Origin of the sequence: Clostridium sulfidigenes, from assembly GCF_000732635.1 — a bacterium.
Taxonomy (GTDB): Bacteria; Bacillota; Clostridia; order Clostridiales; family Clostridiaceae; genus Clostridium_J; species Clostridium_J sulfidigenes.
Genome location: NZ_JPMD01000015.1, coordinates 14,138 through 26,760 on the forward strand (window position 1 = coordinate 14,138; position 12,623 = coordinate 26,760).

Annotated in this window: 13 protein-coding genes; 10 read left to right on the top strand and 3 right to left on the bottom strand. The window is 29.5% G+C overall.

The genetic code is table 11. The annotated features are described in order from the left end of the window. Positions 1 to 324: 324 nt before the first annotated feature. Complete coding sequence (locus IO99_RS06695) at positions 325 to 1,725, top strand: MATE family efflux transporter (RefSeq protein ID WP_035131639.1); 1,401 nt, start codon at positions 325 to 327, stop codon at positions 1,723 to 1,725. 112 nt (positions 1,726 to 1,837) lie between these two features. On the opposite strand, the gene IO99_RS06700 is transcribed toward IO99_RS06695, so the two are convergent. Then, on the bottom strand, positions 1,838 to 2,614 hold the full coding sequence (locus tag IO99_RS06700) for an SDR family NAD(P)-dependent oxidoreductase (protein ID WP_035131641.1): 777 nt from the start codon (positions 2,612 to 2,614) through the stop codon (positions 1,838 to 1,840). 276 nt (positions 2,615 to 2,890) lie between these two features. Between IO99_RS06700 and IO99_RS19020 the strand changes: the two genes are divergently transcribed. Continuing rightward, on the top strand, positions 2,891 to 3,043 hold the full coding sequence (locus IO99_RS19020) for a hypothetical protein (protein WP_156964309.1): 153 nt from the start codon (positions 2,891 to 2,893) through the stop codon (positions 3,041 to 3,043). A 2-nt stretch (positions 3,044 to 3,045) separates the two neighbouring features. Then, positions 3,046 to 3,534: a hypothetical protein gene (locus IO99_RS06705; protein ID WP_035131643.1), complete on the top strand. Its 489-nt coding sequence runs from the start codon at positions 3,046 to 3,048 to the stop codon at positions 3,532 to 3,534. Positions 3,535 to 3,622: 88 nt separating this feature from the next. Here IO99_RS06705 and IO99_RS06710 read toward each other — a convergent pair whose 3' ends face one another. Both IO99_RS06710 and IO99_RS06715 read right to left on the bottom strand, forming a co-directional pair. Next, complete coding sequence (locus tag IO99_RS06710) at positions 3,623 to 4,834, bottom strand: DUF2812 domain-containing protein (protein WP_035131645.1); 1,212 nt, start codon at positions 4,832 to 4,834, stop codon at positions 3,623 to 3,625. 127 nt (positions 4,835 to 4,961) lie between these two features. Then, positions 4,962 to 6,161: a DUF2812 domain-containing protein gene (locus IO99_RS06715; protein WP_035131647.1), complete on the bottom strand. Its 1,200-nt coding sequence runs from the start codon at positions 6,159 to 6,161 to the stop codon at positions 4,962 to 4,964. A gap of 273 nt (positions 6,162 to 6,434) precedes the next feature. Between IO99_RS06715 and IO99_RS06720 the strand changes: the two genes are divergently transcribed. The 7 genes from IO99_RS06720 (at position 6,435) to IO99_RS06750 (ending at position 12,620) form a co-directional block, all read left to right on the top strand. Further along, positions 6,435 to 8,162, top strand: coding sequence for an oleate hydratase (locus IO99_RS06720; RefSeq protein ID WP_035131649.1), 1,728 nt, complete (start codon positions 6,435 to 6,437; stop codon positions 8,160 to 8,162). 187 nt (positions 8,163 to 8,349) lie between these two features. Next, the gene (locus tag IO99_RS06725; protein ID WP_084178107.1) at positions 8,350 to 9,030 is read left to right on the top strand and encodes a DNA alkylation repair protein; all 681 of its coding nucleotides are present in this window, start codon (positions 8,350 to 8,352) and stop codon (positions 9,028 to 9,030) included. Positions 9,031 to 9,133: 103 nt separating this feature from the next. Further along, the gene (locus IO99_RS06730) at positions 9,134 to 9,577 is read left to right on the top strand and encodes a MarR family winged helix-turn-helix transcriptional regulator (RefSeq protein WP_035131651.1); all 444 of its coding nucleotides are present in this window, start codon (positions 9,134 to 9,136) and stop codon (positions 9,575 to 9,577) included. A 50-nt stretch (positions 9,578 to 9,627) separates the two neighbouring features. After that, positions 9,628 to 10,341, top strand: a complete 714-nt coding sequence (locus IO99_RS06735) for a pirin family protein (protein WP_035131653.1) — start codon at positions 9,628 to 9,630, stop codon at positions 10,339 to 10,341. Positions 10,342 to 10,424: 83 nt separating this feature from the next. Further along, the gene (locus IO99_RS06740) at positions 10,425 to 11,021 is read left to right on the top strand and encodes an NAD(P)H-dependent oxidoreductase (RefSeq protein ID WP_035131655.1); all 597 of its coding nucleotides are present in this window, start codon (positions 10,425 to 10,427) and stop codon (positions 11,019 to 11,021) included. A gap of 147 nt (positions 11,022 to 11,168) precedes the next feature. Then, positions 11,169 to 11,966, top strand: coding sequence for an amino acid ABC transporter substrate-binding protein (locus IO99_RS06745; protein WP_035131657.1), 798 nt, complete (start codon positions 11,169 to 11,171; stop codon positions 11,964 to 11,966). 12 nt (positions 11,967 to 11,978) lie between these two features. Then, positions 11,979 to 12,620, top strand: a complete 642-nt coding sequence (locus tag IO99_RS06750) for an amino acid ABC transporter permease (protein WP_035131659.1) — start codon at positions 11,979 to 11,981, stop codon at positions 12,618 to 12,620. Positions 12,621 to 12,623 lie beyond the last annotated feature (3 nt).

The following is a 12,623-nucleotide window of genomic DNA, read 5'->3' on the forward strand; positions in this document are numbered from 1 at the left end:
AAACTCTATCTGAAAAGTGTTTACTACAGCTTATTTTAAGAAGATAATTACCAATTAATTATATTTAGATAATGAAATTTTTAGCCTGTCGAAATAAGTCATTGAAAATATAAGGGATATGAAGTATAATTATATTGTGAAGAATAGTGTTTAGATATAAGGTACTTAAAGCTTACAGCATGAGAATTTAAAGGTTAAGAATTATCTTAGCCATAATTATATGTTATGTAATAAATATATTAAGATGTATTTTGCAAGGTTAAGATTTTTCTAACCTTGCATTAGTACTTAAATAGACAATTTAATTTAGAAGGGAGATACTACATGGGTAGACAAAATGCACTATGTGAAGAAAAAATCACAAAATTATTACTTAAGTTTTCTATACCAGCCATCATTGGGATGTTGGTTAACGCACTATATAATATTATAGATAGAATGTTTATAGGACACATTCCAGAGGTAGGAAATTTAGCAATTACAGGTATTGGAGTAACTATGCCAATATCAACTATTATATTAGGGTTTGGTATGTTAGTTGGAATAGGTACTGCTACTACTATTTCCATAAGATTAGGACAAAATAAGAAGGAAGAAGCAGAGAAGATTCTAGGAAATGCTTTTACTTTAATTATAATCATTAGCTTAGCTATAACAGCTATAGGATTAATCTGGGGAAAGGATATACTAAGAATGTTTGGAGCTAGTTCAAGCACACTAGTATATGCTGAAGAGTACATGCAGATTATATTTATAGGTACTATATTTAATATGTTAAGTTTCGGACTAAACCACACCATAAGAGCTAGTGGAAGTCCTAATATAGCTATGGCATCTATGCTTATAGGAGCAATTACTAATGTAATTCTTGACCCAATATTTATATTTACATTAGGAATGGGAGTTAAAGGGGGAGCTATAGCTACAGTAATAGCTCAAATTGCTTCAGCTATATGGGGAGTAAGCTTCTTTTTAAGAGGAAATGCTAATCTGAGAGTTAAAGTTAAAAACTTTAAGCTAGAGAAAAAGATAATATTAGCTATATTTGCTATAGGAATGTCACCATTTAGCATGCAAATTGCAGCAAGTATAGTTCAAGTAATATCAAATAATGCTTTAAGGAATTATGGAGGAGATCTAGCCATAGGAGCAATGACTATAGTAAATAGTATAACTATGATAATCCTTATGCCGATTTTTGGATTAAACCAAGGAGTACAGCCTATTATAGGATATAATTATGGAGCTAAAAAATATGATAGAGTTAAGGAGGCTATAAAGTATCCTCAAATAGCAGCTTTAATTATTGCTACCATAGGATTTTTAATGATAGAACTTATTCCAGGAGTTTTAGTAAAGTCATTTAACTCAGACCCAGAGCTACTTTCAATAACGAAGCATGGGATGAGAATTTTCCTTTCTATGATTATTTTTGTAGGACCACAGATTATAAGAACTAACTACTTCTCTTGTATAGGAAAAGCTAAGAAATCTATGTTCTTAAGTTTATTAAGACAAGTAATACTTTTAATACCATGTCTTATAATTCTGCCTAGGATACCACTTACAAATGGAGGAACTCTTGGATTAACAGGAGTATGGATGGCAGGACCAACTAGTGATTTCATATCTGTTATAATCACTCATTTTATGTTTAAGCATGAAATTAAGAAGTTAGACAATCCTGACATAGAAGATGGAGAAGTTATGGGAGAGGCTATTTAGGTTTCTCAATTAAATATAAATAAAAAACTGTTAACATAACATTATGTTAACAGTTTTTTATACTAAGAAGCCTTTATATTGTAAAGCATGTTTTAATTACACCTCATGTATTTTAAACTATAGCAATTCCACCTTCAACAAGAATATGTTGAGAAGTTACGTAGCTAGAAGCATCTGATGATAGATAAATAATTGTTCCATTAAGTTCACCTTTTTTACCTGGTCTTCCGGCAGGAGAAATAGCATTGTAAGCTCTAAGAAATGGTTCATGCTTAAAAAGAGTATTTTCTGTCATCTCAGATTCAAAAAGGCCAGGACCTATAGAATTAACTGTAATATTATCTTGCATATAGCTTGCAGCCATACCCATAGTTAAGCCTCTAACAGCTGCTTTAGAAGTATTGTAGGAGTGACGGAAAAGAGAAGGATCTTTGTCTGCAATAATAGCATTTATAGAAGCTATGTTAACAATTTTACCATATTTCCTGTCTCTCATATGAGGAACTACATATTTACTCATTAAGAAAATTCCCTTAACGTTAATGTCCATAACTTTATCCCAAGCTTCAACAGACATGTTTTCAACAGAACCTGCAGTTGCAACTCCTGCGTTATTAAGAAGGATATCAATTTGTCCAAAGTGTTTCATAACTTCGTCTATTGCTGCTTTAACACTATCTTCATTAGCAACATCACATTGAACAGCTAGAGCTTTTCCACCATTATTTTCAATTTCTTTAACTACATTATCAAGTTTATCTTTTCTTCTTGCAAGTAGTGCAACACTAGCTCCATATTCAGCATAAGCTCTAGCGGCATCAGCTCCTAGTCCACTAGAAGCACCTGTAACTATAGCAACTTTACCAGTAAGATTGAATAAATTGTTCATAACATCAAATCCTTTCTAAAATATAAATATCTTGTAAATATTATCAATAAACAAATATTATTAATGGATATTTACTTGCTATAATAATATAGTAGCATAACTTCAACATATTGTAAATTAATTAATTATTTAACAAGGTGCTTTAATACTAATTTATAATTAGTATTATGCTAACCTGAGAGATTAATTGTCATGCAGTTGTAGATTTATCATACAAAATATTCTATAATTTTAATATACTCTCAAGTGTAAGGAGCTAGTTTAGGAGGAATATGAATGATTAATATTTGTAGAGCTAAAGTAGGGGAAGCAAGTATTTTAAGTAATATTGCTATAAACTCGGAAGCATATTGGGGTTATGGTGAAGAATATATGAAAAGTTATAAAAACACTTATGGTGTAAGTGAAAACTATATAAAGGAGGAATAGAATTGAAATTAAAAAATAAAACTTTTTTAGGAGTGTGCTTAATACTATTATTATGCAGTTTTAGTGGTTGTACATTGGATACAGGGAAAGCAGATATTTATGATAATAATGAAAAAATTGCAAAAGATGGAGATAGCTATAGCTATGTAGGTAGGAATCAATCGGGTTCTAAAAATGAAATTACCGTTAAATATGGGAAGTTTTCAGGAGCAGACACAATTTGGAATATAGAATCAGAGGGACAAAGTGAAATTACCATTAAATATGATTCAAAGGTTGAAAGTGGTGATTTTAAAGGAGTTTTAATTAGTCCAGAAAAACAGGTGGAGGATATACTAGTAGGCACTGAAACCGGGGAAAGAACAATAAAATTAACAGAGGGAAAATATAGATTTAAATTTGTAGGAAATAAAGCAAAGGGAAAGATTGAAATTTCAATTAAAACTGAAGAGGATGAACAGGTTAAGATAAGAAAAGTAGATAATGACTAATATTAAATCGTTTATAAGGGCCATATGAAAATAATTAAGTTAGAAATCTTAGTTAATTTCCATATAGTCCTTATTTATATTATTACAGTTATTCTAACATATAAAATTTATCTGAAATAATCTCTAATATTTTATCAAGATTAGCATTACCACTATAGGTAACATGAATTATATTCTTACCACGAGAAGCAAACACATTATAATAATTTACATTAGGAGAAGAATAAAGTTTTGAACTATCCTCATAAACACTCAAATGATCAAAATTTGAATTGTTTACCTGAACAGTATTTTCACCAAAATTATGTTTATTTTCTAGGGCTGTAACTAAGCTATCTACCAAGTAATGAAAGGTTATTTTATAGGTTGAGGTATGGATATAAGTATCAATACCGTTTTTATCTACACTCTCTGTAGTATTATAAGTGGTAGCAAAAATATTATAGGTATAATTATAGTGATTTAGTTCCTTCTCTGTAGATGAAGCAGGGTCAATCCTTTTTACATCCTTAGAACCCTCTATATCATATAATGTGACAATAGGTAAATCATAGGCTTTCTCTTTAAAACTATGGTTAATACTAGTAATAACTTGTGAAAATAAGTATATTAATATAAGGAGAATTATAGGAAAAGAAATACCGTTTAATGGAAAAAGTTTATCCTTATATTTTGTATATTTGTTAACACCTGCTTCTTCTGAGAAGTTCTCTATAGCCTTATTAACATACTTATATCCTAAAAAAGAGCGAACACAATCATATGCTGAGATAAATAATATTAAGGTATATATATGAAAGACGGTATCTACTAAAAATAAATGAATAGAGCCATAACTTTTTAACAAAAAGAATATAGTAATAAAATAGAGAATATTAAGAACAAGAGTCATAATAAATTCACTAAAAATATGTTTTTTTAGTGAATTTAGTTGATAAATTTGTTCCCCAGTATCTAACTTAAGAGGAAGAGGATTTTTAATTTCTGGGGCAGAAAATAAAGCAAATTTATTAAAAGAATTTGATATGCTACCACCAAAAGGTTTATAACTGCATACATAACTCCAATTGTCATCTTCATAAAGTGATATATTTTCATCTGAGGTGTAATTCTCATCAGAAAGAAGTACAACTTTAAATTGTGTTTTTTTAGGTTCTCCTTTTTCAAGCTTTATAAAATAAGCTCCAACTTCTTTAATGTGTAATCCATTTCTTGCCATTTTAGAAAACCAGATTTCATGCTCTGCTAGTTTCCAATAGCTTTTAGGACGTAATCTATATACTGAATTTCTTTTTTTCAACAGTATCCCTCCTAATCAAAAGTATAAAATATGTTTTAAAAACTTTGATTTTATATAAAAAAGCTAAAAAACATATGAACATAATATTTTTAATTATATAAATTCTACATAAAATATAATAATAATTCTATTCTGATATTAAAGAAATCTTTTGTTTTATCAATGGTATTATCTTATTTACATTTTCTTTACCAGTATATATCACACGCATAACACCTTTTCCTTTACAAGCATAGATTTCGTATCCATCACTTGTTTCTTGAACAATTAAAAGATCTAGCTCATCATCATGTAAAATAGGAGGCGTAGTATCATCTGTTCTTGAGTCCTCACCATCCTTCCATAATTCTAAGAGTAGTTTTTGGGACATGGATTTAAATCTTACTTGATATACTTCATTATTTAGTATAGCATCATGAGATTTTAAATAGGTTGTAGTTGGATTAGTCATTATAGCCCCCAATTCAAAACTAGTATACTTTAATGGAGCAAAAAAGGTTTTCTTCAAATTGTAGCGACGCTCATAATTAACTTCCTCAGAAGTGGAAATTGGAGTTTCTTCTAAGGTTTCTGAGTTTTCTATTTCCTTTAGTCTTATAATTGCCATGGAAGTGGTGTCATCAGGAATAGTTTTTTCATCATCATAACCTGTAAACAATGATGTGAAGGTTAAAGCTACTAAAGTTATTGAAAGTAGAATTAGACAAGAACTAATAAAAATAGATACTATATAATTAAACTTCCAAGGTGCATTATGATCCACGGAGGTTCCTTGTAAAAGGCACTTTCTAAGTTTGCCTATATATATAATTTCAAACAATCCATTAATAAAGGTTAAAATAATTATTAATTGGGAGAGAAGTTCTAGATAACTCATATTTACTAAAACACTAATGTATCTTTTAGCAATAAACATAGGGATAACAGCATAAAATGCAAATAAAATTGCAAAAGAAATAAGAAGTTGTGTTAAAGCTTTTTTATAAAAGGGTTTTAATAGCTGTGCATATTCTTCGGGGATAATATGAACCTCTGTGGTATTAAATTCATAGGGTGATGAGAAAATATGAAAATTGTTATAGTTTGTAACATATTTCCATCCACGAGCTTTATACATTCTAATTTGTTTTTCGCTCAATTCATCCTTTTCCTTAGACATTTCTATTCTATAGTACATATCCCTAGATTCATCTTTATTAAATTTAGCGAAATACTTCCCCATTTTTTCTATGAAAAGTCCTCTTTTAGCCATGGAATTAAGCCAGCTTTCGGTAACACCAATTTTCCAAGGAGAGCCTGGTTTAAATTTATAAACAGATTTACTCAAAATTAAATCCTCCTAAAAACATAAATAATATATTACATATTAAATAAATTATACCAGTAAATTTGATGGAAGTTAATCTAAAGTTAATGAAAGCCTATTATTGTTCTTAAAAAATTATGAGTTTATGAAATGTACATTTATTATTTCAAATTTCTTAATACTTTTTTAGACAAATAAGTAAATCTGTATAATTACATTTTAATTGTATTAAACTATAATAATAAATAAGCAATCTTCATTAATTAATTTAACTAGAAAGTTGAGGTAATTATTATGAGTAAAAAATCAAATAAAAGTAGCATAAATCCTTTAGTGGCTATAGGAGCTATAGCAGGGGCAGCAACAATAGCTACTTTAGGAGCTAAAAAACTTAAGAACAAATCACAAAGTCAAGAGACGGAAATTGAATATATAGATCATTCAGGAAAACAAGTTTACTTTGTTGGAGGAGGTTTAGCTTCTTTAGCAGGAGCAGCTTATCTTGTACGAGACTGTAATTTTAAAGGCGAAAACATTCATATTATAGAGGGAATGCAAATTCTTGGTGGTAGCAATGATGGTGCTGGAGATGTACAAAATGGTTTCCTATGTCGTGGTGGTAGAATGCTAAATGAAGAAACTTATGAAAATTTTTGGGAACTATTTTCAAGTATTCCATCTTTAGATATGGTAGGTAAAAGTGTTACAGAAGAAATACTTAACTTTGACCATTTACATCCAACTCATGCTCAAGCTCGTTTAGTAGATAAGTATGGTGTAATTCAAGATGTAAAAAGCATGGGATTCAACAATGAAGATCGTATGGCTCTCGGTAAATTAATGATTACTCCAGAAGAAAGTTTAGATGATATGACTATAGAGCAATGGTTTAGTCATACCCCTCATTTCTTTGAGACTAACTTCTGGTATATGTGGCAAACAACCTTTGCTTTCCAAAAATGGTCTAGTCTGTTTGAATTAAAGCGTTATATGAATCGTATGATTTTTGAATTCTCTCGTATAGAAACACTAGAAGGAGTTACTCGTACACCATATAACCAATATGAATCTGTGATTTTACCAATAAAGGCATATCTAGATGAACATGGAGTTGATTTTAGTATAAATGCAACGGTAACAGATTTAGATTTTAGACCAAGTAATGAAATTACAGTAACAGCTATTCATGTAGAAGATGGAAATGGAGAAAGAGTTATTGAACTAAATGAAGGTGATGTTTGTATCATGACTAATGGTTGTATGACTGATAGTGCAACTTTAGGCGATCTTCATACACCGGCAGCTTTTGACCCTAGTGCTCCAATCTCAGGTGAGCTTTGGAGAAAAGTTGCTAATAAAAAACCAGGACTTGGTAATCCGGATCCTTTCTTTAATCATCCAGATGAAACTAACTGGGAAAGCTTCACTGTAACTTGTAAAGGAAATAAACTATTAAAATTAATAGAGCAGATTTCTACTAATATTCCAGGTAGCGGTGCTTTGATGACTTTTAAAGATTCTAATTGGTTAATGAGTATTGTAGTTGCAGCTCAACCACACTTTAAAGCTCAAACAATGGATACAACTATTTTCTGGGGCTATGGGTTATATACAGATAAAGTTGGAGATTATGTAAAGAAACCAATGCGAGACTGTACTGGTGAAGAAATGTTAATAGAACTTTTACATCATTTACATTTAGAAGATCAGATAGATGAAATTATGGAAGATGTGGTGAATGTTATTCCATGCATGATGCCTTATATAGATTCTCAATTCCAACCTCGTAAGATGTCTGATCGACCAAAGGTTGTACCAGAAGGATCAACTAACTTTGCTATGATTAGTCAATTCGTTGAAATACCAGAGGACATGGTATTTACTGAAGAGTATTCAGTACGTGCAGCAAGAATTGCAGTATATACTTTATTCAAAGTGAAGAATAAGAAAATATGTCCTGTAACTCCATATAAAAAGAATCCTAGGATACTAAAAGAAGCTTTAAAAACTTCTTATAGATAAACAGATTATCCATAGTCCATTAATGGTTATTATGGATAAAAACTTCCACTAAGTCAAAAAAACTAGTAGCTTCATTTGTGCTGAAGCTACTAGTTTTTTATGTTAATATATTTATATTTGAATATGGTATTAATATCCTATACAATAAAATAAAGGAATGAGACTGGGACGAGAGAATTTATTTTATATGAAAGTAGTGATACAAGTGAATGATATTATCTTAATAGCAAAGCATTATTTTAAAGGGTTATCAAAAGAAAATGGTCTAACTACAAGTAAAGTTAGAGCGTTTTCATCAAAGCTATATAAAACTATAGAAGATAAAAGTATTGATAATATTTTTAATATATGTGAACAATTACTTGATGAACATAAATGGGAATTAGGGGTTATTGCATACGATTGGGCTTATAGAGTTAGGAATCAGTATAATAATGACACATTTTTTGTATTTGAAAGTTGGTTAAAGAAGTATGTTACAGGCTGGGGAGATTGTGATGATTTTTGCACACATGCCTTTGGAGAATTATTAAGTCAAAATAATGAACTATTTAAATATGTGATAATTTGGACAAATCATCCAAGCTTTTTTGTGAGACGTGCAGCTGCTGTTATCTTAATTTATCCTATTAAAAAAGATAAGTATCATGGAATCAATCCTTACATAATTTCAGATATGCTTATGAAAGATGAACATCATCTCGTATTGAAAGGGTATGGCTGGATGCTAAAAGTGCTGTCACAGGTTGAAAAGGATAAGGTATATGAGTATTTATTAAAGAATAAAAATATTATGCCACGAGTAGCTTTTAGGTATGCTTTAGAGAAGGTTGATGAAGAAACTAGAAGAAGATTGATGATGAGTTAATATATATTACTATTATTGATAAGGTTATTATACTTAAAATATAAATTTTTAAATCATATTTTTATTTGTTGACATTATCACTAATTAGTGATAAATTTAGATTATGAAAGATATAAAGAAATTAATTAAAGAAAATAACTTAGACCTATCAACTTTAGTCGTATTTACTAGAGCGGAGCATGAAATTCATAAAAGGGAGTTTCAAACTATAAAGGAAACTGGACTTACAGTTGCTCAGTTTGGAGTTTTAGAGGCCTTATACAATAAGGGAGACTTAAAAATATATGAGTTAATAGAAAAAATATTAACTACTTCTGGTAATATAACTGTGGTTATAAAAAATTTAGAGAAGGAAGGATTAGTAAAAAAGATTATAGATCCAGAAGATAAGAGAGTTGCTATAATCTCTATAACAGATAGGGGGAAAAAAATTATTGAAGACATTTTTCCAAAGCATATTAAAAATATTAGTAGGATCTTTAGTGTTTTAACGGATGAAGAAAAAATTATGTTAAAAAGTATATTAAAGAAATTTAAAAACTTGTAATGAGTTTTTATAAAAATATATCACTAATTAGTGATAAAGTGGAGGTTGTTATGTTAAAGAGAATAGATAGTAATAACATGGGGAAAAGTAACTACGGATGGTTAAAAGGAAATTTTCATTTTTCTTTTGCAGAGTATTTTAAACCAACAAATATTAATTTTGGTGTGCTTAGGGTACTAAATGATGAGGTTATGAAGGCTAATTCAGGATTTGACACTCATCCTCATAATGACATGGAGATTATAACTTACATTGTAAGAGGAGAATTAACTCATGGAGACAGTATGGGCAATATTGGAAGCTTAGAGAGAGGTCAAATGCAATATATGAGTGCTGGCACAGGAGTATACCACAGTGAATTTAATCATAGCAATGAGGATTTAAGGATTCTTCAAATATGGATTATGCCTGATAAGAAAGGATATAAACCTAATTACGGAGATTATAGATTTAATTGGAAAGATAGAACCAACAATTGGCTCCATATGGTATCTGGCACTTTAAAGGATGTACCTATAAATGTTCATCAAGATATAAATGTGTATACAACTTATTTAGAAAGGGATAAAGAGATATACTTTAATGTAAATAAAGGAAGACAGGTATACTTAGTACAAATTGAAGGTAACTCAGAAATTAATAATGTGCATTTAAATGAACAAGATGCCTTAGAAATAGTTGAAGAAAACATTAAAATTAAAGCTAATGAAAACTCACATTTAATTGTAATAGAAATGAATAAAACAGAAGCACTATATATATGATAACTACAATATAAAATTTAAGAACAAAAATAAAATTATGTCTTGTGTGATGATATATACAAGATAACAAAGGAGAGAAAGATATGAGTAAAGTATTATACATTAAAGCAAATATTAAGAAGGATGGAGAATCAAGAACTTTTAAGGTATCGGATAGTTTTATAGAGGAGTATAAAAGTAGTAATCCTAATGATGAAATAATTACTTTAGATCTATATAAAGAAAATATAGATTTTCTAAAACCAGAGGATTTAGGAGAAATATTTGGAGCTAAAAATGAAGAAAGTAGGAAGCACCCAATTCTAAAATATGCATATCAATTTGCAGAAGCAGATAAATATGTAATTGCAGCACCAATGTGGAATTTAAGTATTCCTGCAATTTTAAAAGCTTATATAGATTATGTAAGTGTTACAGGAATAACATTTAAGTACACAGCAGAAGGGCCAGTTGGACTTTTAAAGGATAAAAAAGCTGTACACATTGTGTCTAGAGGAGGAGAATATGGGGATGCACCATATGAAATGGGGGATAGATATTTAAGAACAATCCTAGGATTCTTTGGAATTCAAGATATGAAGACTATTGCTGTAGAAAGTTTAGATGTTGTTGGAGCAGATGTTGAAGGGAAAGTTGAACAAGGAATAAAAGTAGCTAAGGATACTGCCAAGTTGTTTTAAAATTATATGTGTTAAAAAGCCATAATTAGTTTTATGGCTTTTTTATATGGATTAAATATCAATAAAAAAAGAAATGTATTTACTTTATTACTCTACCATGGTAAAGTAATAAAGTAGTAGATTATAATTAAGTGGGGGGATAAGCAAATGAGTAAAATATTAAGAAGTGTAATAATCTATGGAATTATTGCAGTAATTGCATTATCAATAGCAGGATGTAACAATAAGTCACAGGATGCAATGGATAAGGAAACACTTATAATTGGTTTTGATGATACTTTTGTTCCTATGGGATTTAAAGATAATAATGGAGAAATAGTAGGTTTTGATATTGATCTTGCTAAGGAAGTATCAAAAAGAATAGGTAAACAAGTAACATTTCAGCCTATTGATTGGTCTATGAAAGAATCAGAACTTAACTCAGGAAAAATAGATCTTATATGGAATGGTTATAGTATAACCAAAGAAAGAAAAGAAAAGGTGAATTTTACAAATCCCTATCTGGAAAATAGACAAGTTATAATAACTTTAGCGAATTCAAAAATAAACAGTAAAGTTGATTTAAAAGGTATGAATGTTGGAGCACAAAATCAGTCTAGTGCAGTAGATGCAATAAACAAGGAAGAGGAACTTTTAAAAACCTTTAAGGATGGTAAGGTTTTTACCTTTGAAACAAATAATGAAGCATTAATGGATTTAGAAGCAAAAAGAATAGATGCTGTTGTAGCTGACGAGATTTTAGCAAGATATTATATAAACAAAAAAGGTGAAGGTAAATATAAAATATTAAATGATGATTTTGGAGATGAATCTTATGGTGTTGGTATACGAAAAGGTGATGAAAAATTGCTAGAGAAGCTTAATGAAGCCTTTGAGGATATAAAAAAAGATGGTACAGCTAAGAAAGTTTCCGAAAAGTGGTTTGGAAAAGATATAATTAAATAGGAGTGTATTTATATGAATAATTTAATTACCCTATTACCACAAGTATTCCAAGGATTAAAAGTAACCATTGAGGTATTTATATTAACACTTGTAATTTCAATACCTCTTGGAATACTAGTTGCGCAGGGACGATTATCTAAAAATAAAATATTGAACAAAATAACAAGCGGGTACATTTTAATTATGAGAGGAACCCCTCTACTCCTACAAGTTGTATTTATATTTTTTGGTTTACCTATTATAGGGATAACCTTTAACAGATTTCCCGCTGCTATATTAGCATTTACTCTTAATTATGCAGCATATTTTGCAGAAATATTTAGGGCTGGAATAATTTCTATAGAGGAAGGACAATACGAAGGAGCTAAAGTTCTTGGCTTTTCTCAAAAATACATATTTTTTAAAATAATTCTTCCACAAGCTATTAAGAGAATACTTCCTGCTCTGGCAAATGAGACTATTACACTTGTAAAGGATACTGCCTTAGTGTATGTAGTTGGATTAGACGAACTACTAAAAGTTGGTAAAATAGCATCTAATAGAGAAGCTTCTCTTATGCCCCTTTTAATAGTAGGAATGATATATTTACTTTTAATTGCATTGTTTGGTGAAATATTTAAAAAATTAGAAAAAAGGTATAGTTACTATCAATAGAGG

Coding starts and splice junctions, on each gene's coding strand:
- IO99_RS06695 (WP_035131639.1), top strand. CDS start 325: ATGGGTAGACAAAATGCACTATGTGAAGAAAAAATCACAAAATTATTA.
- IO99_RS06700 (WP_035131641.1), bottom strand. CDS start 2,614: ATGAACAATTTATTCAATCTTACTGGTAAAGTTGCTATAGTTACAGGT.
- IO99_RS19020 (WP_156964309.1), top strand. CDS start 2,891: ATGATTAATATTTGTAGAGCTAAAGTAGGGGAAGCAAGTATTTTAAGT.
- IO99_RS06720 (WP_035131649.1), top strand. CDS start 6,435: ATGAGTAAAAAATCAAATAAAAGTAGCATAAATCCTTTAGTGGCTATA.
- IO99_RS06725 (WP_084178107.1), top strand. CDS start 8,350: ATGAAAGTAGTGATACAAGTGAATGATATTATCTTAATAGCAAAGCAT.
- IO99_RS06730 (WP_035131651.1), top strand. CDS start 9,134: ATGAAAGATATAAAGAAATTAATTAAAGAAAATAACTTAGACCTATCA.
- IO99_RS06735 (WP_035131653.1), top strand. CDS start 9,628: ATGTTAAAGAGAATAGATAGTAATAACATGGGGAAAAGTAACTACGGA.
- IO99_RS06740 (WP_035131655.1), top strand. CDS start 10,425: ATGAGTAAAGTATTATACATTAAAGCAAATATTAAGAAGGATGGAGAA.
- IO99_RS06745 (WP_035131657.1), top strand. CDS start 11,169: ATGAGTAAAATATTAAGAAGTGTAATAATCTATGGAATTATTGCAGTA.
- IO99_RS06750 (WP_035131659.1), top strand. CDS start 11,979: ATGAATAATTTAATTACCCTATTACCACAAGTATTCCAAGGATTAAAA.